The 20,368-nt window shown below is 47.7% G+C and carries 16 protein-coding genes; 1 reads left to right on the top strand and 15 read right to left on the bottom strand.

What is annotated here, in order from left to right; genetic code table 11:
- On the bottom strand, nucleotides 1–2,452 hold a 2,452-nt coding region (gene ileS, locus QZ147_RS00950; protein WP_295146198.1), incomplete at its 3' end, for an isoleucine--tRNA ligase.
- Between the two features lie 111 nt (nucleotides 2,453–2,563).
- Between ileS and QZ147_RS00955 the strand changes: the two genes are divergently transcribed.
- Nucleotides 2,564–3,664, top strand: a complete 1,101-nt coding sequence (locus QZ147_RS00955; protein WP_295146200.1) for a CinA family protein — start codon at nucleotides 2,564–2,566, stop codon at nucleotides 3,662–3,664.
- A 57-nt stretch (nucleotides 3,665–3,721) separates the two neighbouring features.
- On the opposite strand, the gene QZ147_RS00960 is transcribed toward QZ147_RS00955, so the two are convergent.
- The 14 genes from QZ147_RS00960 to lysA all read right to left on the bottom strand — a co-directional run bounded on the left by QZ147_RS00960 (nucleotide 3,722) and on the right by lysA (nucleotide 20,310).
- Nucleotides 3,722–5,335 (bottom strand): class I SAM-dependent methyltransferase, encoded by a 1,614-nt coding sequence (locus tag QZ147_RS00960; RefSeq protein ID WP_295146201.1) that lies wholly within the window; start codon nucleotides 5,333–5,335, stop codon nucleotides 3,722–3,724.
- A 29-nt stretch (nucleotides 5,336–5,364) separates the two neighbouring features.
- Nucleotides 5,365–6,507 carry a DNA adenine methylase gene (locus QZ147_RS00965; protein ID WP_295146202.1) on the bottom strand — a complete coding sequence of 381 codons (1,143 nt, stop codon included), beginning with the start codon at nucleotides 6,505–6,507 and terminating at the stop codon, nucleotides 5,365–5,367.
- Nucleotides 6,500–7,576: a 3-phosphoserine/phosphohydroxythreonine transaminase gene (serC, locus tag QZ147_RS00970; RefSeq protein ID WP_295146203.1), complete on the bottom strand. Its 1,077-nt coding sequence runs from the start codon at nucleotides 7,574–7,576 to the stop codon at nucleotides 6,500–6,502. The genes QZ147_RS00965 and serC overlap by 8 nt, the downstream gene beginning before the upstream one ends.
- 9 nt (nucleotides 7,577–7,585) lie before the next feature.
- Nucleotides 7,586–8,752 carry an exodeoxyribonuclease VII large subunit gene (gene xseA, locus QZ147_RS00975; RefSeq protein WP_295146204.1) on the bottom strand — a complete coding sequence of 389 codons (1,167 nt, stop codon included), beginning with the start codon at nucleotides 8,750–8,752 and terminating at the stop codon, nucleotides 7,586–7,588.
- A 91-nt stretch (nucleotides 8,753–8,843) separates the two neighbouring features.
- Nucleotides 8,844–9,563 carry a bifunctional demethylmenaquinone methyltransferase/2-methoxy-6-polyprenyl-1,4-benzoquinol methylase UbiE gene (gene ubiE / locus QZ147_RS00980; protein ID WP_295146205.1) on the bottom strand — a complete coding sequence of 240 codons (720 nt, stop codon included), beginning with the start codon at nucleotides 9,561–9,563 and terminating at the stop codon, nucleotides 8,844–8,846.
- Between the two features lie 13 nt (nucleotides 9,564–9,576).
- Nucleotides 9,577–10,989 carry a CHAD domain-containing protein gene (locus QZ147_RS00985; protein ID WP_295146206.1) on the bottom strand — a complete coding sequence of 471 codons (1,413 nt, stop codon included), beginning with the start codon at nucleotides 10,987–10,989 and terminating at the stop codon, nucleotides 9,577–9,579.
- Between the two features lie 67 nt (nucleotides 10,990–11,056).
- A complete protein-coding gene (locus QZ147_RS00990) occupies nucleotides 11,057–11,467 on the bottom strand; it encodes a Fur family transcriptional regulator (RefSeq protein ID WP_295146208.1) in 411 nt (136 codons plus the stop codon).
- Nucleotides 11,468–11,530: 63 nt separating this feature from the next.
- On the bottom strand, nucleotides 11,531–13,363 hold the full coding sequence (gene dxs / locus QZ147_RS00995; protein ID WP_295146210.1) for a 1-deoxy-D-xylulose-5-phosphate synthase: 1,833 nt from the start codon (nucleotides 13,361–13,363) through the stop codon (nucleotides 11,531–11,533).
- 8 nt (nucleotides 13,364–13,371) lie between these two features.
- Complete coding sequence (gene fliH, locus QZ147_RS01000) at nucleotides 13,372–14,187, bottom strand: flagellar assembly protein FliH (protein ID WP_295146212.1); 816 nt, start codon at nucleotides 14,185–14,187, stop codon at nucleotides 13,372–13,374.
- Nucleotides 14,184–15,215, bottom strand: a complete 1,032-nt coding sequence (fliG, locus tag QZ147_RS01005) for a flagellar motor switch protein FliG (RefSeq protein ID WP_295146214.1) — start codon at nucleotides 15,213–15,215, stop codon at nucleotides 14,184–14,186. Before fliG ends, fliH begins: the two co-directional genes overlap by 4 nt.
- Nucleotides 15,215–16,915 (bottom strand): flagellar basal-body MS-ring/collar protein FliF, encoded by a 1,701-nt coding sequence (gene fliF, locus QZ147_RS01010; RefSeq protein ID WP_295146216.1) that lies wholly within the window; start codon nucleotides 16,913–16,915, stop codon nucleotides 15,215–15,217. The genes fliG and fliF overlap by 1 nt, the downstream gene beginning before the upstream one ends.
- A gap of 4 nt (nucleotides 16,916–16,919) precedes the next feature.
- Nucleotides 16,920–18,020 carry a histidinol-phosphate transaminase gene (hisC, locus tag QZ147_RS01015; RefSeq protein ID WP_295146218.1) on the bottom strand — a complete coding sequence of 367 codons (1,101 nt, stop codon included), beginning with the start codon at nucleotides 18,018–18,020 and terminating at the stop codon, nucleotides 16,920–16,922.
- Complete coding sequence (gene pheA / locus QZ147_RS01020) at nucleotides 18,017–19,102, bottom strand: prephenate dehydratase (RefSeq protein ID WP_295146219.1); 1,086 nt, start codon at nucleotides 19,100–19,102, stop codon at nucleotides 18,017–18,019. The genes hisC and pheA overlap by 4 nt, the downstream gene beginning before the upstream one ends.
- Nucleotides 19,103–19,110: 8 nt before the next feature.
- Nucleotides 19,111–20,310 carry a diaminopimelate decarboxylase gene (gene lysA, locus QZ147_RS01025; protein WP_295146220.1) on the bottom strand — a complete coding sequence of 400 codons (1,200 nt, stop codon included), beginning with the start codon at nucleotides 20,308–20,310 and terminating at the stop codon, nucleotides 19,111–19,113.
- Nucleotides 20,311–20,368: the final 58 nt, after the last annotated feature.

Consider the following 20,368-nt stretch of genomic DNA (forward strand, 5'->3'; position numbering starts at 1 on the left):
TTTCGCGGCTAGCCATTAGTAACGCTTCGTTCGCATTAAACTCGAATTTTAGCGGCTCGTAAACCAAATCAAACGCGTCCTTAGCGCCCCCTTTAACGATACTAGGCGCATAATCCATCGCCTCGTCGACCGTATAGGTAAGCGTAGGAGCGATTAACGGTAAGAGCGCGCGGGTAATCAACGCCATCGCGCTTTGCGCACTTCGTCTGCGCGGCGCGTCCTTAGCGTCGCAGTAGAGCCTATCTTTGCAGACATCCAGATAAATCCCGCTTAAATCGGCGGATAGAAAATTTAGAAGTAGGTTAAAACCCTTTGAGAAATCGTAATTTCTAAAACATTTCTCGCACTCGTCAAAGGTCTTTTTAGCCCTCGTCAAAATCCAGCGGTCAAGCAGCCCGAACTGATCGCAAATTTCGTCCAGGTCGTTTACGTTTGCCAGTAAAAAGCGGATCGTATTGCGAATTTTGCGGTACTGCTCGCTAATTTGCTTTAAGATATTTTCGCTGATTTTAAGGTCGCCCGAATAATCGCTCATGCCGACCCAAAGGCGCAAAATTTCGACGCCGTAAGTTTTTGCGACGTCTTGCGGAGCTACGACGTTACCTTTGCTTTTGCTCATCTTTTGCCCGTTTTCGTCGACCGTAAATCCGTGCGTCAATATACTTTTATAAGGAGCGCGGGAATTCGCCGCCGCGCTTACTAAAAGCGAGCTTTGAAACCAGCCTCTGTGCTGATCCGAGCCTTCTAAATACATATCGGCCGGATATTCGCCCGCATCGTAATTAGGGCTTTTTAGCACAGCCTTCCACGTCGAGCCGCTATCAAACCAAACGTCTAGGATATCCATTACCTTTTCTAAATTTTGCGGATCGTATTTGCAATTTGACGGCAGTAGCTCGGCGATACTTAGATCCCACCACGCGTCGGCGCCTTTTTTTTCGAAAATCGCGGCAACGTTATCTAAAATTTCGGTATCAAATATCGGCTCTTTGGTATCCTTACGCCTAAAAAACGCTATCGGTACGCCCCAGTCGCGCTGGCGAGAGATACACCAGTCGGGACGATTTTCTATCATCGAGCCTATGCGCTTAATGCCCGCGGCAGGGTAAAATTTTACCTTTTCAAGCTCGCCCAACGCCGTTTCGCGCAGCGTCTTACCGTTAAGCTTAGGCTCGTCCATCGCGATAAACCACTGCTTAGTAGCGCGATATATTACCGGCTTGTGAGTGCGCCAGCAAAACGGATACGAGTGCGTAAATTTACCGCATTTTAGCAGCGCGTCGCCTAAAATTTCTAAAATTTTCTCGTTCGCCTTAAAAATATGCATCCCGATAAATTCGTCTACGACGCTAGACGGAAGCAACCCGTGTGCCTTTAAGCTCTCGTCAAAACAGCCTCCGTCGTCGACCGGCATTAAAACCTCTTTAAAGCCGTATTTTAGACATACGTGATAGTCGTCTTCGCCGTGTCCGGGAGCAGTGTGTACAAGGCCCGTTCCGCCGTCCATAAGTACGTGTTCGCCTAGTAAAAATCTCGATTTGCGTCCGTTTAGCGGATTTATCGCATGCGTATTTTCAAGCTCGTTTGCGGCGAATTCTTTTAAAATTTTTCCTTCCGTAAGCCCTAAATTTACCAAATTTTCAAGCAGCGGCTTTGCAAATATCAGATTCTCGCCCGTTATTACGTAGGTTTCGTCAGGTTTTAAACTAATAGCTTGATTAGCCGGCAGCGTCCAAGGCGTAGTGGTCCATATTACCGCGCGGGCCGCGCCGACGCCTAGTTTTTCCGACGCGTCCGTATCAAGCGCGAACGCGACGTAAATAGAGTAATCTTCCTTATTTTCGTATTCCACCTCGGCCTCGGCTAGCGCGCTTTTGGCGGCCCAACTCCAAAATACGGGCTTGCTACGCTCGATTAAAAGGCCTTTTTTAGCGATTTCGCAAAGAGCTTTGTAAATATCGGCTTCAAATTCGAATTTTAGCGTTTGGTACGAATTTTCAAAGTCCGCCGCGATACCTAGCGTTTTAAATTCGCTCTTTTGGATTTCTATAAATTCCCTCGCATGCGCGCGGCAATGCTCGCGGATAGCGCTTTTACTCATCGTCTTTTTAGCTTCGCCCAGCTTTACCTCTACTTGCTGCTCGATAGGCAGTCCGTGGCAGTCCCAGCCCGATACGTAGCGGACGCTTTCGCCGAAAAAGTAGTGGGTTTTTACTATGATATCTTTTAAAATTTTATTTAGCGCGTGCCCGATATGAAGATGTCCGTTTGCGTAAGGCGGGCCGTCGTGGAGATTAAAGCTTTTTTGCGCAGTTGCGCGGTTTTTTTTCATTTTGTCGTAGATTTTGCGAGTTTCGTACCATGATTTTAGCCGCTCAGGCTCGTTTTGAGGGAGATTTCCGCGCATCGGAAAGTCCGTTGCGGGGAGCAGTAAGGTGTCTTTATAATCCATATTCGGCCTTGTGAAAAATTTGCGAATTTTATATTAGCAACGGTTAAGACCCGCTGAAAAAAGCGGAGTTTTTGAAATTTTAGGCTATAATCGGGCCTAAAAGGACGAAACATGAAACAAGACGCAATCTTAATTATCGGCGACGATTTGCGGATAAACAAGCCGTTTTTGGAGTATATTTTCGAAAGCTACGAAAAGCGTAGGGGAGAGCTGGGCGAGGTAAATTTTATGCCTAAAAACAGCAAAGACTTGCCGTTTGCGATCGAAAATTTCGCTCAGAATTTTAGCTTTCTTACGATATTCGGCGACGACGAAGCCTACGCTACGAGCAGTAAAATTTTAGCGACTCTTACGAATGATTGCTTAGAGCTAAAAGCGCCCGACGTTTTGGTTCCCAAAAACGCGATAAATTTTACGAAAAATAGCTTTTTAGTGAAATTAAACGAAACGCAGATTAGTCTAGTGCGCGCGATCCCGACGCAAAATTTGGGCGAAATCTTAACGCCTGCGGGCGACGAATCCGCCTACTTTTGCCTATTTGACGTCGATGAGGAAAGCGCTAAAATTTTACTCTCTCCGCTAGCAAACACCTACGACGTAAAAACGAACCAAACCGCGCTTATAGACGGGCTGTGCCTAATCCGCGCACAGGCTAATAAATTCGGGCAATTAGAAGGCTTTTTACAAGGCGCTAAAACGCTCTTTTCGCAAAAAATGATGCAAGGCGACGATCCGATAGAATTTATCGCTAAAAAACTAATCGCGTCGGGTAAAAAAATCGCATTTGCGGAGTCGTGCACGGCGGGCCTCGCCGCAGCGAAATTCGCGCGCGTTAGCGGCGTATCCGCGGCGTTTGACGGCTCGCTAGTAACTTACGCAAATAAAATAAAGCACGACTGGCTTGGCGTCGGGGACGAAATTTTAGATACTTACGGGGCCGTCAGCGAGCAGTGCGTGCGCGCGATGCTAAACGGCGCGATAATTTCGACCGACGCGGACTTCGCGCTAGCTATCAGCGGTATCGCCGGTCCCGATGGCGGAAGCGCGTCAAAGCCCGTAGGAACGGTGTTCGTAGGCGCGATGAGCCGCGATAAAAGCGTGATCGTAGAGCGCTTGCTGCTAAAAGGCGGGCGAAATTACGTGCGAGAGCAAAGCGTATTGCACGCGTTCGTCTGCCTTTTAAGGCTAAAAAGCGACGAATTTTTAGGCTGATTAACGCCTAAATTTCGGTCGCAAACCAGCGCGGCGGCGGACTAGACGCGAATTTGCTTAAATTTCTTCTAAAAAATGCGCCGCGGTTAGCTTTTTATTTAGCGAAAACACGAATTCTTCCGCGTTTAGCGCTCCCTCTTTTTCAAGGCTTGAAATAATTTGCGACAAGGAGTTTTTGCCGTCGAATTTTAGCGCCGTTCGCGCTTCGTCGCAGCTTAGATCGGCGTTAAAATTTAGCCCGTCGGCAAGCGAAATTTCGGGTTTTTCGGCGCTCGCAAAATAGCTTAAATACCCCACTACCCGCGGTTTTAGCCTGGCTTTCGGCATCGCTAGCGGATCTTTTGCGTAAATTACGGCTTTTAAAGGCCGCGCGCAAATAGCGCACTTTTTGGTAGCGAAAATTTCGAGCAGCTCGTTTGCAGCTACCGCCGCATCAAGCCCCGTAATACGCGAAATTTCGTCTAAATTTAAGCTCGACGGATAAGCGCTTTTTAACGCGAAAAACACGCCACGCGAATTTTTCTTTTCCGCGCATTCCGCGCTAAAATTTTCGCCCGCGGTAATCTCTTTACTAGGCGCGCTACCGCCCTCGGCCCTATAATCTCCGTCCGGCTCGCCCTCCGCCGCGCTAAAATTTTGCGCGTCCTCTTTTAAAATAAAATTTAGCCTTCTTATCTCGCTAAGCCCGATCTCGTAATCAAAATCCTCCGCACCGCCTAAAATTTCGCTCTTCATTAACAAGCTTTTTCTAAACGAGCGGTTTAGCATAAAGTCGCGCATTTGCTGCTTCCCGACGCGCGAGGCGAAACTTCGCTCGATGTGCGCGTCAAATCTTTGCACGCCGCTTAACTGCCTAAATACGTCGTCTAGATTGCAGTCGCTCAGGTAGCAAAGTCCGTGCGCGCTGGCGTGCTCTACGAATTTATAAAAATAAATCGGATCGTTCGAGGCCTCTAAAAAATCGTGCAAAACGTAATAATCGTTGTCCTCGTCCATGATTTTTTTCACGTAATTTAACTGCGTAAGAATTAGCGCGCAGGTATCTTTATAGACCCTATTTTCGGTAGTTTGCAAGCTAAATTTCAAATATCCGCGTAAAAATTCGAGCTGCTTTCTAGCCTCGTTTAGCCTGTCGGTCGCGCAGCTTTTATCTTGCGCCGAAAACACCATAAAATCGCGCAAAACATCAAGGCTCTTCCAGCCCGGATAAACGTTATAACTAACGTAAGCGATCCCGCGCCGCGCCAGCAGCCGCCTAATCGAGCGCAAAAGCGCGTCCTTTACCTCGCCGCTAACCCAGCTGTAAAGTCCGTGCGCGATAACGTAGTCAAACTCGCCCAAACGCGCGAAATCCTCGTCCGTAAGGCTTAAAATGTCGCGTCGTAAGAGCTTTAAATTTTTAACGCCCGTTTTAGAGGCGATCTCGTTTCCTCTATCTACTTGTACCTGCGAAACGTCGATGCCTACGACTTCCGCGCGCTCGTTTTGCGCGGCGAAAGGCAAGATATTCCCGCCGTAAGAGCAGCCAAGCTCTAATACCCTAGCCTCCCTCGCGTTAGGCGCGTCAAGTCCCAAAAATAGCCCGATAGCTTCGAGCCTAAACGGCGAGCAATCCGGAAACGCCGCCGAAAAATACGGCACTTCGTCGTAGTAATCTTTAACTTCTTGCATCTGCTTCCAAAATTTTGATTTTCGCGAATTTAATGCTTTTTTAAAACGTATAAAAACTCGGTTACGTGCGTATTTCGTTTGCTTAAATTTCGGCTGCCGCGAAAGGCGTTATACCTTTGCTCTAAAATTTTCGTCCGCCCGAATTTGGCTAAATTTTCCTCGAATTGAGCGCGGGAGATAAACCCTTCGCAGTTATAAGAAATTAGCGCGAATTTCGTTTTTAAGCGCGATACCAGCTCGAAAAACGCCTCCGCCGCGCGCGATTTTTGATTATACGCCGAGCGGTTCCAATCCTTAGCGATGCCAGAAACCGCCGAAATTTCGCTCGGACGCTCGTAAGAGGCGATTAAATTTAGCATAAAATAATTAGAACCGTAAGGGTGCTGATTATAAGGCGGATCGAGATAAACTAGATCGACGCCGTCAAGCTCGCAGGCTAGCTCGTTCGCGTCGCAGCGATATACCTCAAAAGGCGCTTTAAACGCCGAAAATACCGGAAACGGTAGCGAAATTTCGCTCGTAATGCGTTTTAGCGCGTTTTTCCCCTCGCCGCCGAACTGCCCCACGCCTTGCTTATTTTTATAAAAGCCCTTAAATACGCCGCTCGTGTTTGCTCTATTACTCGCTTCGTAAAGCAGCGGCGCGATGAAAAACGGCTGCAAGTCCGCGGGCATTTTAGCGATCAGCTCGCGCGCCGTATCGATAAAAACGGCGTTTTTGCGCGTGTAAAACGCCCGCTCTCCGGGTAAAATTTTATCGTCGTTTGCGGGCGCGTAAAGCTCGGCGATAAATCCCGCGCGCAAATTTCTCGAAATTTCGCGGGTTAAATTTTCGTATTTGCGCCGTAAATCGGCTAAAAATTCGGCATTTACGTTAGCTAAATAGCAGCGGTTGGAAATTTGGCTGTAAAACTCCAAGTCGTTAGCCGCTAAAAAGCTCGCGTGGCGTTTTAGATAGCGCGCCACGACGCCCGAGCCCGAAAATATATCCACGCAGCTAATCTTATCGCGCCCGAGCTCGCTTTTTGCGACGTTTACGCCGCGCTCTATGAAATCAAGCAGCGAACGTTTATTGCCTAGATACGTTAAAATTTGCTCCTTTAAAAACGCGGGGTTTTCCGCCGTTTTTAAATTTTCGAGTTTCTCGCCGTGGCAAGCCTTTTTTTTATCCATTTTTTCTAGCGAATTCTTTCATAAAATCGACCAAAATTTTAACGTCGTTTTCGCTCACGGCGTTGTAAATCGACGCCCTAATGCCGCCAAGATGGCGATGCCCTTTAAGACCTAGCATGCCGTTTTCAAGCGCCTGCGCGACGAAAACGGGCTCTAACGCCGCGTCTTTTGCAATGTTGTAGCTCACGTTCATTACCGAGCGGTGCGCCGGGTGTGCGTGGCCTTTATAAAAGCCGCCCGAATTATCGATCGCGTCGTAAAGAAGCGCCGCCTTGCGCGCGTTTCGCGCCTTAATGCCCGTAAGCCCGCCTTGATCCAACAGCCACTGCATCGTTAGATCCAGCAGATATATCGCAAACGTCGGCGGCGTATTGTAAAGGCTTTTAGCCTCGGCGTGCGTTTTGTAACGCAAAAATGTCGGTATTTGCGGGCTACTGACGCGCTCTATTAGGTCTTTGCGGATAATTACGATCGTTACGCCGCTAGGTCCCGCGTTTTTTTGCGCGCCTCCGTAAAGTAGCCCGATATCCGTAAAATCAAGCGGCTCGGAGAAAAAGTCACTGCTAGCATCGATTACTAGCGGCGCGGCTGATTTAGGCAGGCTTTTATACTGCGTACCGTAGATCGTGTTATTCGTACAGATGTAGCCGTAGTCGGCGTCTGCGCTAAAATTTACCTCCGGAATGCGGTCGAAATTCGTGCCTTCGCTGCTTGCTACTACGCGCGCCTCAAAACCCATCAGCCGCGCCTCTTTGATCGCCTTATTCGTCCAAACGCCCGTATTTGCGTATTCGCACGCGCCGCCTCGCGAGAGATTCATCGGTATCATAGCAAACTGCAAATGTGCGCCGCCTTGCAAAAACAGCACCTCGTACTCGTCGCCAAACCCGTAAAGCTTGCGGATCTTTTCCATAGCGCCGAAGTGCACCTCTTCGTAGGTTTTGCTACGGTGACTGATCTCCATTATAGAGTAGCCTTCGCCGCGATAGTCCGTAAATTCGGCTTTCGCGCGCTCTAAAACTTCAAGCGGCAGCCCAGTAGGGCCCGCGCTAAAATTTATTTTTCTCATTTTTACTCCTTAGCTCGTGATTTTTGCTTTTTTACTTATTTTTTGTCCCGATAGTTCGATCTCGTCGCCGATTTTTAGCGCCTCTAAATTTACGGGTTTGCCGCCGACGCGGATTTGGATTAAATTTTTAGTCGCCTCGAAAAATTCTTCTTGCGCCTCGAATTTCGCCTCTATGCGCTTTAAATTCGCGCTCAAACTTAAAATTTTGTTTTTTAGCGCGCCGTCTAGCTGCATTTTTAGGCTTTTTAGCTCGTTAAATTTTAACGCGACGCGCGCGCGAAGAGCGGCCGAAGAAAAGCGAGAGCGCAAAATTTCAAGCTCGTTTTTTTTAGCCGTTATTTTAAAATTTAGCGCCGCTTTCATATCGTCTTGAATTCGGTCTAAATACTGCAAAACCGCGTTTTCGTCGGGCATTAGCTCGTTTATCGCGGCGCTTGGCGTAGGCGCTCTAAAATCCGCCGCGAAATCGCTGATTACGTAATCTATCTCGTGTCCGATCGCCGAAATCACGGGAGTTTTAGCGGCGTAGATCGCGCGAGCCAAAGCCTCGTCGTTAAAGCACCACAGATCTTCTCTGCTACCGCCTCCGCGCGCCAGCACGACCGCGTCCGCGCCGCAAGCGTCGGCTTTTTTAAGCGCCGCGATCAGCGATACGGGCGCGTTTTCGCCCTGCGTCAGCGCGTCGAATATTAAAATTTCGGTCAACTTCCAACGGGAACGCGCGATTTTAAGCATATCTTGCAGCGCCGCCGAGGTCGCCGAGGTTACCAGCGCGATGCGGCGGGGCACCTTTGGGATCTGCTTTTTATGCGCTACTTCAAAAAGTCCCTCGCGCTCCAAGCGCTCTTTTAGTTGTTTAAACGCCGTTTCCAGCTCGCCTTCGCCGTCCGGACGCAAGCTAGCCGCGATTAGCTGATAACTGCCCGAAGCCGCATAGATCGAGACCTTGCCGTAAAGAACGACGCTCATTCCGTCGCGCACTTCAAATTTTAGCTTGGCGTTATTAGCCTTGTAAATTACCGCCGAGATCGCCGCGCCGCCGTCTTTTAGCGTGAAATACCAATGCCCCGACGCGTGGCGAACGAGCCGCGAGACCTCGCCTCTAACCTCGACGTAGGCAAAATGCGCTTCAAGCAAGCTTTTAGCCTGCTCGTTTAGCTCGCTAACGCTTAGCATTTTGCGCCCGTTTTCGCGCCCCGCGCGTGGCGGCTAGATAAAATTTCGCAGTCTTTAAAAGCGCCGACGCGCCTTTTTATTCGCTCGCTCATTAACCTAGTTCTCTTACTTTTTTCGCGATAAACAGCGTCGAAATTTCCATCGAAAATCCCTTGCAAAGCTGCATTTCAAAGCCCGCGTTTTCAAGCTCGGCGCAAAACGAGCGCGCGTCTAGGAAATTTTCTATGGAGCTGGGCAAATACTCGTAAGCCTCTTTATTTTTCGAGATTAGTCCGCCCACGCGCGGTAAGATTTTGCTTAGATAAAAGTCGCGCAGGCTAGTTAGCAGGCCTTTTTGCGCGCGTTTGGTAAATTCAAGCACCACCGCGTATCCGCCGCTTTCTAAAACGCGGTTAAACTCGCGTAGCGCCGCCTCGCGCTCGACGACGTTTCGTATGCCGTAGCTGATGCTTAAAATTTGCGCGCCGCCAGATGGCAAGCCCGTAGCGTCGGCGTAAGCCTCGATGAAGTTAAAATTTGGAAATTTTTGCTTAGCCGCCGTCAGCATTCCGCTTGAAGGATCGACGCCCGTTAGCGAGTCTATTTTTACGTCAAACTCGCCCGCTAGCGCGCTCCAAATGCCCATCATATCGCCCGTCCCGCAGGCTACGTCGATCACGTTTATATTTTTACCGCGAAAAATTTCAAGCATATACCTGCAAGCGAATTTTCGCCAGCTCACGTCGATACCGAGGCTTAAAACGCGGTTAGCCAAGTCGTAAGTCGGGGCGATTTGATTAAACATTTGAACTATTTTTTCTTGTTTTTGCATAAAATTTTAATCCTTAAATATAATAATAAACTTTTAGTCCGCGCGAAATTTTACGCGTTTGGCGGACGAATTTTAACTTATGTACCAAAATTTCCTCGCGTAGGTTAAAAATTTGCTTGAAAATTTTGGTTTTTAGCTTGTCTGCGCGAATTTCGGCGGGCATTTTAGCTAAAATTTCAAGCCAGACGTCGCGGTCTTGAAGCGCGCCGAACGTCTCTTGCTCCGACTTTAGCCTACTTGCGTATTTTTGTAATCCGTAAATACTAAAAATTTGCGCGAAATACTCGAAAACGTATCTAGCCCTCTTTAATTCGATGCGAATTTTATGAAAGCACTCGTTAGCGCTCTCCTCGTTTAAAGCCCGAATTTTACGCTGCAGGCCCACTAGCAGCGCGCGCGATCTTTGCGCGCAAACGCGCTTTAAATCGCTATTTGCGAGCTCGCCGTCGTAAAAGTCGCTATCCTCGCGCAAAAATAGCTCCCAATCGCGCAAAAATCCGACGTTCGACTCGTCTTTAAAGGCCTCTGCGATCTGCGCGCCCCGCAAACTTCCGGCGTCTTTAATAAACCCAGCGATTTGCACGGCGCGTTTCTGTCTTTTTAAAAATGCGTAAAATACGTCTAAATCGCGTTTTTGATTAGTCATATCGGCTAAAATTTTAAAATTTCGCAAAAAGCGCTCGCAAAGTTTTTCATCGAAAACGCCGCTAAAAATTTTAATAAGCGAGCGGGTTTTTCGTAAATTTACGCGAAGCTCGTGCAACGCTTCGTCGTCCCTGCTCGCTAAATAGGCGTCCTTGGCGGCGTTAATTTTTAAAAATACGGAGAAAAGTAGCGTCCTAGCGCCGTCTTTACAGCTAATATTTGAAGGAAAATTTAGCTCGACGTCGCAAACGCTTAGCGTCTTGACCGCGAAATTAGCGTCGAATTTTACCTCAGGGTCGCCCAAAAGCGCGATTTGCTTATTTTTATAGCGCGGCTCGTCCGTTACGTCGCGCTTGATAAAATTTTCAAGAAATTTAGGCGGCGCGAATTCTCTTGCTTCAAGCGCTCCTTTAAACTCGATCTCAAACGTGCAAAGCCCGCTAAAATCGGCCTCAAAAATATCGATATTGCAGGCGTTGTTATTTAATCTAAAAAGGTAGCGGCGCTTATAAATTTTATCCCCGATGCGACGTTTTTTGGCTTCGTTAAACTCTGCGGCGCTTATTTCTCGTTCGTTTTCTTCGCGGATTAATCCAAAGCCCGTTTTGACGGTCTCGTAAAATTTTTCGCCTTCGCTTCGGTATCGGATCTCTTCGTTTTTGGATATTTTGGTATAAAACTGCAAAATTTCGAGGCGTTTAAAGCTTACGCCCTCATTTTGCAAAAAGTCGACGATTTCGGAGTTTGCGAGTAAAAATTTGCGTTCTATTTCTAAACCCATCGCGCCCTCTTTGAAATTTTAGGCGTATTTTATCGACTTACGCCTTAATTTGTAGATTTTTTTGCGCTCATCTGCAAAATTCGCAATCCTTCACGCTGGCGACGATGTTTAGGCGCTCGACGATATTGCTTAGCTTGCGCTCTAAATTTTGCCTGTATTCGTCGAGTTTAGCATCCTCGTAGCTCACGTCCTTTACGCGTCCGCATTTCTCGCAAACGACGTGGATGTGCGGGTGCTCGTAAATATCGTAGCGCGGCTTTTGATTTACCATATTTACCTCGACCACGAGTCCTTCGTCTTTTAGCGTATTTAGGTTTTTATAAACGGTAGCTAGCGATACGGACGGACTTTCTTTTAATACCTCTTCGTAAAGTTCGTCGATCGTGGGATGCGTGTGGCGGTCTAAAATTCGCAAAACGCTGATGCGTTGCGGGGTCACTTTAAGCCCTGAATTTTTTAAAAGCGTGACGTATTGCATATTTTTTCCTAAAATTTTTGTACGGATATTACAAAATTTTAGTTTAAAAACTGCTAAATAATATTAATTATCGTCTAGTAAAATTTTGGCGATTTGTTCGGCGGAAATTCCTAAACTAACTTCCACTTCGCTAGCCGCGCCGTGCGGGATAAACGCATCGCCGAACTCGAAGCTAGTCACGCTGACGCCCGAAATTTTATGCTCTTGTAAAAATGCGCTTAAAATTTCGCCTACGCCGCCTTTTTTGGCACTATCGCTGATTACGTACCATTTTTTACGGTGGCGCGCTAAATCTTCTAAAAGCTCGCTATCAAGCGGCTTTGCAAAAACTAGATCGACTAGCGTCGCGTCTATTTTAGGCGAGATTAAATTCCGCACGGCGTTTGCCTTGCCTACGCCGTTGCCGTATCCGATTATCGCTACGTCCGAGTCGCCGTAGGCTAAAATCTCGCCCTTACCCAAAATCAGCGGGCGTGCGGCGAATTCGCCGTTTAGGCTAAACGCCCCTCGCGGATAGCGAAACGCGCTGACGCCTTTGTAAGAATACGCGAAATCCATCGCGAGCTTCATACTCTCCTCGCAGCGCGGCGCGAACATTACGACGTTGGGTACGGCGTTTAAAAAGCTAATATCAAACGCGCCTTGGTGCGTCTCGCCGTCCTCGCCCACTATGCCCGCGCGGTCCATCGCAAATGCGATATTTAGGTTCATTATGCACGCGTCGTGGATAAGTTGGTCGTAAGCGCGCTGCATAAACGTCGAATATATCGCGACGAAAGGCTTAAAGCCCTCTTTCGCCATCGCCGCCATCGACGTTACGGCGTGCTGCTCGGCGATGGCTACGTCCCAAAACCGCTCGGGGAATTTTTCTATCAGCGCGTCCATGCCCGTGCCCGTAGGCATCGCAGCCGTCACGCCCACGATATCATCGTGCGCGTCCGCTAGTTCTAGCAAGTGCTCGCTAAATATCGCCGTCGCCGATTTTTGCGCTTGTTTTTTAATAAATTCGCCGCTTTTTAAATCAAAAGGCCCCACTCCGTGCCAGCCCGCAAGGTAGCCCTCCGCGTATTCGTATCCCTTGCCTTTTAGCGTCTGAACGTGCACGATGACGGGCTTTTTCATGGATTTAGCCGTTTCAAAAGTACTAATTAACGCGCCTAAATCGTGTCCGTTTACGGGGCCTATGTATTCAAGCCCGAGCTCTTCAAAAAACATCCCCGGAGTTATTATGCGGATGCCCTCTTCTAGGCGCTTTGCCATATACGTTGCGCCGTCTGGCATATAGCTTAAAAACCGCTCGACGCGGCTTTTAAATTTTTGATAAAACTGCCCCGCCATCATCTGGCTAAGGTATTTACTAAGCGCGCCGATGGGCTTGCTGATACTCATCTCGTTATCGTTTAGGATTACCACGCACGGATATTTGCGGTCTCCCAGCTCGTTTAGCGCCTCGTACGCCTCGCCTGCGCTCATCGATCCGTCGCCGATCACGGCCACGGGAAGGCGGTCTTCGTTTTTTAGCCTTATCGCTTTTGCGGCGCCGACCGCTAGGCTAACGGAAGTCGAGCTGTGTCCGGCTATGAAATAGTCGTAAGGACTCTCGCTAGGTTTGGTGTAGCCGCTAACGCCGCCGAATTTTCGCAAGCTACCAAAATTTTCCCAGCGCCCGGTAAGCAGCTTGTGCGCGTAGCTCTGGTGACTGACGTCGAAAATAAACGGATCGCGCGTAACGTCAAAAACGTAGTGCATAGCGACTATAATCTCGACGGCGCCGATATTTGAGCTAAGATGCCCGCCGTTGCGGCTCACGACTTTTAAAATTTTATCCCTTATTTCGCCGCATAAATTTTCAAGCTCGCCCGCGCTTAAATTTTTTAAATTTTTAAAATCCGTCACGCGTTAGCCTACTCGCCGATGATTTTTTTAACTTTTTCTAAGCGCGTTTGCATGGTCGCGTCTATATTGCCCGCGTCACTGATTATCACGACGCCGCCTTTGCCGATCGCATCGTCCGGCTCGATTTTCACGCGTTTTTTGCCTTCCAGCTGCGCGCTTAAATAGGCCGCATCGGCCGGATTTACGCGTATTTGCGCTTCCTTGGCGTCGCTTACGTCTTTAATAAGCTCCGCCGCGAGCCTGTAAGCTATCGCGCCCGAATTTGCCGAAATTTCTCCTTCAACAACCTCTTTTGCGATATTTACGGCAGTCTGAGCCAGCTCGCTTTCGCTGCTTTTTAAAAATTCGCCTACCTTGTCGTATTGCTCTGCAAGCTTAGTAAAAGATGCGCTAAAACGCGCTTCGAGCTCGGCTATTTGCGCCTGCGTTTTTTGTTCGGCGGCGGCTTCGCCTTCTTTTACGCCGTCTTCTTTGGCGCGCAAAATTTCAGCCTCTAATCTACGCGCGAACTCGGCCTCTTGATTTTCGATTTGCATTTGTAGTTTTACGATATTGCTGCTTAACTCGTCCGTTTTTTTAAGCAGCTCTTCTACGAAATTTAGATCAAATCCTCCTTGCGGGGCGAAATTTTGCGCGCCGCTTTGGGCTGAATTTTCGCCCTCTTGGGGATGCGCGCTAGTAGGCAAGCTTTGCGCCGCGTTTTGCCCCGAATCCGCCGCCTCTTTTTGGCTCTCTGCTCTATGCTCGCTTCCTAGCACCTTAAATCTATAATTTTCTACGAAGTGCTTATCCGCGCCTTCGCCCGTTATTACGCTGCTTCTCATTCAATCATCTCGTCGGCTTCGCCTACTTGGAATACGCCCTGATCGGCTAGCGTCTGGACGGTTTCTACGATGCGTCTTTGCGCCTCTTCGACGTCTTTTACGCGCACCGCGCCTAAATAACCCATCTCCTCTTTAAACGCCTCTGCCGCGCGCTGGGACATATTGCCCAGAAATTTATCTTTTAGCGCGTCGCTTGAGCCTTTAAATGCTATCATTAGATCCTTTTTATCGACGTTTTTAAGAATTTCGCGAATGGCTGCGGCATTAAGGTTAATAATATCTTCAAACGTAAACATAAGCTCTTTAATGGTGTTAGCAAGCTTTTCGTCGCTGCTTTCGATGCGCTCGATCGTGCTTTTGCTCGCTTTTTGGCCGAGTCGGTTTAACACCTCGGCGACGGCTCTCGGGCCGCCGACCTCGACTTTATAAGAAGTTAGGCTTTCTAGCTTGCCTTCAAGCACGGTCGATACGCGCTTAATTACGGACGGGCTAATATCGCCCAGATTAGCCATCCTAATTACGACCTCGCTTCTAAGCTCGTCGTTAAAGTAAGATAGCGTCTCGGCAGCGCCCGTAGAGTCCATATGGGCTAAAATTAGCGCGATGGTTTGTGGGTGTTCTTTTATAATAAAGTCGGCTAGCTGCTGCGGCTTTATCTTGGTTAAATAGCCGAAACTCTTGGTGTTTTCCATATTTTTGGCTAGCTTATCCAAAATTTTCTGCGCGGCTTCCGGACCGAAGGTGCGATATAAAATTTCCTTCGCGTATTCCAAGCCGCCGCTTTTCATATATTGATTTGATTGCATTAGAGCGTAAAATTCTTCTAAAACCGCCGCCGCTACGTTTTTATCGATAGTTCTAGCCGTAGCTATGTAGCTAGAAATATCCGTGATCACATCTACGTCCATATGCGAGAAAATAAGGCTCGTAGCCTCCTCGCCGAGCTGTATCAAAAGTATCGCGATTTTCTCCGGCATCGATAAATCTTCATAGACTACCTTTTGCTGTTCGGTTAATTTTATCGCCATTACATTTCCTTGCGCGAGTTAAAGTCGCTGTCGTTTCTAACCATCTCTTGAAGCAAATTCGCCACCTCTTCGTTGCGCTCGATAACCGCGGCTTTTAGCTTTTCAAGCAATATATCGTAGCGAAGCTCCTCTTCGTTGAAATCCTCCGTAAGCCCCAGCTGCTCCTCGACGCGTTTTTTAGCGGCTTTAAATTTCTCCAAAGTATCCTCCGCGTCGATTTCGAGATCTTCGAGATCCTCTTGCGGCGGAAGCTCTTCTTCTTTGGTCTCCTCAAGCATTTTGGTCATAAACGGTACGATGACTTTTTTGTAGAATAAATATAGCAAAAATGCCGCAAAAAGGTATTTAACAAGCGGCATAAACGGCATTACGTAATCGTTCATAAATCCGTCTAGCTTTTGTCCGGCTTTAATATCCTCTTTTATCTTAAATTCGAAATTATCCAGCGTTACCTCGTCGCCGCGCGCCTGACTATAACCGATAGCTTGGCGGATTAGATTGGTAATAGAGTCTTTTTGCGCCTGCGTTAGCGGAACGTATTCGGTTTCGCCCGTTTCCTTGCCGTTCTCGTCTTTTTTACTTTGATACGAGCCGTCTACCACGACTGCCGCGCTTACCCTGGCGATCGTGGCGAACTGGCCTTTTACGTTAGTGATTTTCTTTGAAATTTCGTAATTAGTTTGCTGCGAGCTTTTGTTGTATTGCTCTTTCGAGCCGCTATCTTCTATGCCCTGCACTGGTCCTATGTTGCTAACCGCGCCCGGTACGCCTCCGATTTCCGCGGGCGAGCTGCCTTGCCGTTTTTCCTCGACGATGCTCTCGCTGCGAACTACGTTATTTGGATCGTAAGTTTCGCTTTGGCTATCTTTTTTATCGAAATCAAAGTCTATATTTACCTTGGCCACCACCCGATCGGCGCCGCCTACGATAGGAGCTAGTACGTTTATGATTTTTTGCTCGTAATTAGCTTCGAATTCGCGCTTGTATCTTATTTGCTGAGCGATCGCCTCACTATCAAATTCGCCGTTTTCCTCACCTAGCGCTATGCCGTCTTGATTTACGATTTTGACGTTTTCGACGCTTAAATTCGTAACCGCCGCCGCGACTAAATTTTTAATGCCGAAAATTTGCTTTTGGCTTAAATTTACCCCCTGTTTTAGCTCGACTACGATAGACGCGCTAGGCGGAGTTTGGCGCTGGGTAAAGACCGTCTCTTTGGGTATGGCGATGCGGACGGAGGCTTTTTGTATAGAGTTTAGGCTTTCTATCGTGCGGGCTAGCTCGCCTTCTAACGCACGCTGAAATTTTACCCGTTGCTCGGCATCGGTAGCGCCGAATTCTTGCTTATCGAAAATTTCAAAGCCTATCTTGCTCTCTTTTGGAATTCCTAGCGTCGCGACCGAAATTCTCTCGCGATAAACGTCGGCGTTAGGTACTAAAATCGTACCTTCGTTTGCGAGCTTGTAACTCACGCCGTCTTTGTTTAGCTGATCGATTATCAGCGCCGAGTCGCTCGGGCTAATGTTTTCAAATAGCACGCCGTATCCGGCATAACTATCGCCGCGCGAGCTTTTGTAAATGCTTAAAAATACCAAAAAGCCTACTACTACGACGATAGAACCCGCAGCGACTATCTTTTGGCGTAAAGATAGCTTTTGATAAACTTGGCTTATTTGTAAAAGTAACGCTTTAAAATCCATATTTTTACTTTAAAATTTCTCTTAGCTCTTCAAATACTCGGTCGTTTTGGCGCGCTTGCCCGACCGTGACGCGAAAGGCGTTTAACCCGTAGCTTTTTAAATCCCGCAAAATTATACCCTTTTTTAACATACTTTGCGCTATGCCAGAAGCGCTTTTATCCGTAAATTTAAACGTTATAAAATTCGTGTAGCTAGGTATAAATTCTATCCCCAATTCGCGCGCGAAATTTTCGTACCTCGCCATTTGCTCTAAATTATTTTCAAGCGTCTTTCGCACGAAATTTTCATCTTTTAAAGCCTCTATCGCGGCTACTAGGCTTAAAGTAGTGATGTTAAAAGGCGCCCTTAATTTGCCCAGCTCCTTAATAATATCCTCGCCCGCGATACCGTACCCTACGCGCATACCACCTAGCCCGTAGGCTTTTGAAAACGTGCCTAAATAAACGGCGTTTTTAAATTTCGCTATTAATTCGTTCGGATTTACGCCCTTTTTGGCGTCTTTAAATTTTGCAAATTCGTTATACGCGCAGTCAAATACCACCATCGTATCATCGCTAACCAGCTCCAAAAACTCGTAAACTTCGCTAATATCGGGACACTCGCCCAGCGGGTTATTAGGCAAGCATAAAAAGATTACGGCTATCTCGTCTTTACGTTCGGCGTAAATTTTGGCGAATTCGCGCATATCGTGCCCTTGCGAGCTCGTGCGGTAAATTTTAGCGCCCGTTTGTTTAGCGTAAATTTCATACATCGCAAACGTAATACCGGCCGTTAAAATCGCGTTTTTAGCGTTTGTTTTAGCATGTAGGCAGTATTCGATTATCTGATCGCTTCCCGAGCCTATGATTATATTTTTAGAACTTACGCCGAATTTCGCCGCCAACGCCTCTTTAAGCTCGAAATAGCTATCGTCGGGATACAAAAACGCCTTATGCGCGGCCTCTTTTATCGCTTCTACTACGCGCGGGCTAGTTCCGAACGGATTTTCGTTGCTGGCTAGCTTTATAACTTCGCCGGGCTCTATGCCAAACTCCCTTACTACGAGCTCTATTGGCTTACCCGCTTCGTAATTGGTTAAATTGGCTAGTTTTTCGTTAAATTTCATGACTCTTCTCCGTTTAGATAGCTTCCCAGCCAAGCAATCTCGGCGCCCTCTTTTTTAGCCACTAGCAGCGCGTTTTGCACCTTTTCGTCATCGATATGTCCGATAAAATCGATATAAAACACGCTTTTAAATTCGCGCTGCTTTATCGGACGGCTTTCAAGCTTGGTTAAATTTATATTTTCGTTTTTAAAAATTTGCAGCAGATCGACCAGTCCGCCGGGCCTATGGTCGGTTTTAGCCAAAATCGACGTTTTTGAATTTTCCGCCTTCGCGTTCTTAAAATCGCTCAAAATAAAAAATCTAGTGCGATTAGCCATATTATCTTCAATCGTCTCGTATAAAATCGGCACGTTGTGAATTTTAGCCGCTATCTTTGAGCAAATCGCAGCCGCGCCGCGCTCTTGCGAGGCCAGAAGCGCCGCTTGTGCGGTCGATTTGGTCGGGATAAACTGCACGCCGCTTAACATGTGATCTTCTAAAAATTTACGGCACTGATTGTATCCTTGCGGATGGGAGTAAATTTTATCTATCTCTTTTAAATTTTGCGCAGTGCTAACGAAGCTGTGGTGAATGTCTAAATAAAGCTCGGCGATGATTTTGATATCCTCGAATTTTCGCAGGCAATCAAGCGTGGCGCCGACCGCGCCTTCGGTATTATTTTCTATCGGCACGACGCCGTATTTAGCCTCTCGCTGGGCAAGCTTGGTAAATACCGCTTCGATGGTTGCAAGCGGCAAATACTCGCTCATAGCGCCGAAGCGACTTTCGGCGGCTTGATGGGTGTAAGTTCCCTCGGGACCTAGATAAGCGATCTTTTGGGGCATCTCCAAATTTCTGCTAACGGCGAAAATTTCAAGGTATATCGCCTCTATCGCGGCGCGATTAAGCGATCCGCCGCTTTTAGCAAGCGCGGTTAAGCGGTTTATAATAGAACGCTCGCGTTCCGGACGATAAATGGGCGCTCCCGAAGTTTGTTTTAGCTTGCCGATTTGCTTAACCAGCTCCATTCGCTCGTTTAGCTTTTTTAGTACCGAATCGTCGATCTCGTCGATCTTGCCGCGCAGTTCGTTTAGTTCTAGCATCTTTTGCCTTACGCTAAATCGCGCTCTAACGCGATTAAATCCTCAAAGCTCTCGCGCTTGCGAATTAAGCGGTGCTTGCCGCCCTCTACGGCGACTTCCGCCGCGCGCGGACGGGTGTTATAATTGCTACTCATCGAAAATCCGTAAGCCCCCGCGCTTTTTACCACGACCAAATCACCGCTTTCGCATGCGGGCAAGCTTAAATTTTTACCCAAAAAATCGCCGCTTTCGCATATCGGTCCTACCACGTCGCAAATACCGGCGCTCGTATCTTTACCAACTACGCTAATGCCGTGAAACGCGCCGTAAAGACTAGGGCGGATTAGGTCGTTCATCGCGCCGTCTACCACGACGAAGCGCTTTTGGCGGTTAAATTTTTCATATAAAACGCTAGTTAAAAAATATCCGCTATTACCGACGATAAAGCGTCCCGGCTCGCAGACGATCGTAACGTCCTGTCCTTCAAGCGCGCCTAAAATCCCCTGCGCGTAGTCGTAGAGACTGACGTCGCTTTCGTTTTGATAAATTATCCCCAAGCCGCCGCCGACGTCGAAGAATTTAACGTCTATATTAAGCGCACGAAGCTCTTTTAAAAGCGAGCTTACGATGCGCGCGGCCTCTATAACGGGATTAATATCCGTTAGCTGCGAACCGATATGAAAATGCACTCCCACCGGCTCTAAATAAGGGGAGTTTTTAGCGTAAAGATACATTTTTCTGGCGGTATTTATATCTACGCCGAATTTATTTTCGTTAAGCCCGGTCGAAATGTAAGGGTGGGTTTTAGGATCTACGTCGGGATTTACTCGAATGCTGATACGCGCCTTGCAGGCTAAATTTTTAGCGATTTGCTCCAAGCGATACATCTCGGAATCGCTTTCTAAATTTATCATCAAAATATCGCTTGCAAGCGCCTCTTCGAGCTCGCAATCGCGCTTTCCGACGCCGCTAAAAATAATCTGATATTTTTTAGCTCCCGCAAGCAGCGCGCGCCTAACTTCGCCGATACTAACGCAGTCAAACCCCGAGCCTAGATTTGCTAAATGCTTTAAAACGCTCAAATTAGAATTTGCCTTAACCGCGTAGCAAATGAGTGATTTTCGCGCGCTAAACGCATTTTTTAGCTCCTCGTAGCGGCGCGAAATATGGTCGAAATCGTAAACGTAAAGCGGAGTTTGGTAGGTCTTTGCAAGCTCGTTAAAATCCATAAAATAGCCCTTGTTTATCTAGCGTTAAAATGACTCAATTCTACAAAAAAAATGCCAA

It is taken from the genome of uncultured Campylobacter sp., from assembly GCF_905371695.1.
Taxonomy (GTDB): domain Bacteria; phylum Campylobacterota; class Campylobacteria; order Campylobacterales; family Campylobacteraceae; genus Campylobacter_A.

What these genes read in the sequence shown, in the direction of transcription:
- QZ147_RS00955 (WP_295146200.1), top strand. Translation starts at nt 2,564, where the DNA reads ATGAAACAAGACGCAATCTTAATTATCGGCGACGATTTGCGGATAAAC.
- QZ147_RS00960 (WP_295146201.1), bottom strand. Translation starts at nt 5,335, where the DNA reads ATGCAAGAAGTTAAAGATTACTACGACGAAGTGCCGTATTTTTCGGCG.
- QZ147_RS00965 (WP_295146202.1), bottom strand. Translation starts at nt 6,507, where the DNA reads ATGGATAAAAAAAAGGCTTGCCACGGCGAGAAACTCGAAAATTTAAAA.
- serC (WP_295146203.1), bottom strand. Translation starts at nt 7,576, where the DNA reads ATGAGAAAAATAAATTTTAGCGCGGGCCCTACTGGGCTGCCGCTTGAA.
- xseA (WP_295146204.1), bottom strand. Translation starts at nt 8,752, where the DNA reads ATGCTAAGCGTTAGCGAGCTAAACGAGCAGGCTAAAAGCTTGCTTGAA.
- ubiE (WP_295146205.1), bottom strand. Translation starts at nt 9,563, where the DNA reads ATGCAAAAACAAGAAAAAATAGTTCAAATGTTTAATCAAATCGCCCCG.
- QZ147_RS00985 (WP_295146206.1), bottom strand. Translation starts at nt 10,989, where the DNA reads ATGGGTTTAGAAATAGAACGCAAATTTTTACTCGCAAACTCCGAAATC.
- QZ147_RS00990 (WP_295146208.1), bottom strand. Translation starts at nt 11,467, where the DNA reads ATGCAATACGTCACGCTTTTAAAAAATTCAGGGCTTAAAGTGACCCCG.
- fliH (WP_295146212.1), bottom strand. Translation starts at nt 14,187, where the DNA reads ATGAGAAGCAGCGTAATAACGGGCGAAGGCGCGGATAAGCACTTCGTA.
- fliG (WP_295146214.1), bottom strand. Translation starts at nt 15,215, where the DNA reads ATGGCGATAAAATTAACCGAACAGCAAAAGGTAGTCTATGAAGATTTA.
- fliF (WP_295146216.1), bottom strand. Translation starts at nt 16,915, where the DNA reads ATGGATTTTAAAGCGTTACTTTTACAAATAAGCCAAGTTTATCAAAAG.
- hisC (WP_295146218.1), bottom strand. Translation starts at nt 18,020, where the DNA reads ATGAAATTTAACGAAAAACTAGCCAATTTAACCAATTACGAAGCGGGT.
- pheA (WP_295146219.1), bottom strand. Translation starts at nt 19,102, where the DNA reads ATGCTAGAACTAAACGAACTGCGCGGCAAGATCGACGAGATCGACGAT.
- lysA (WP_295146220.1), bottom strand. Translation starts at nt 20,310, where the DNA reads ATGGATTTTAACGAGCTTGCAAAGACCTACCAAACTCCGCTTTACGTT.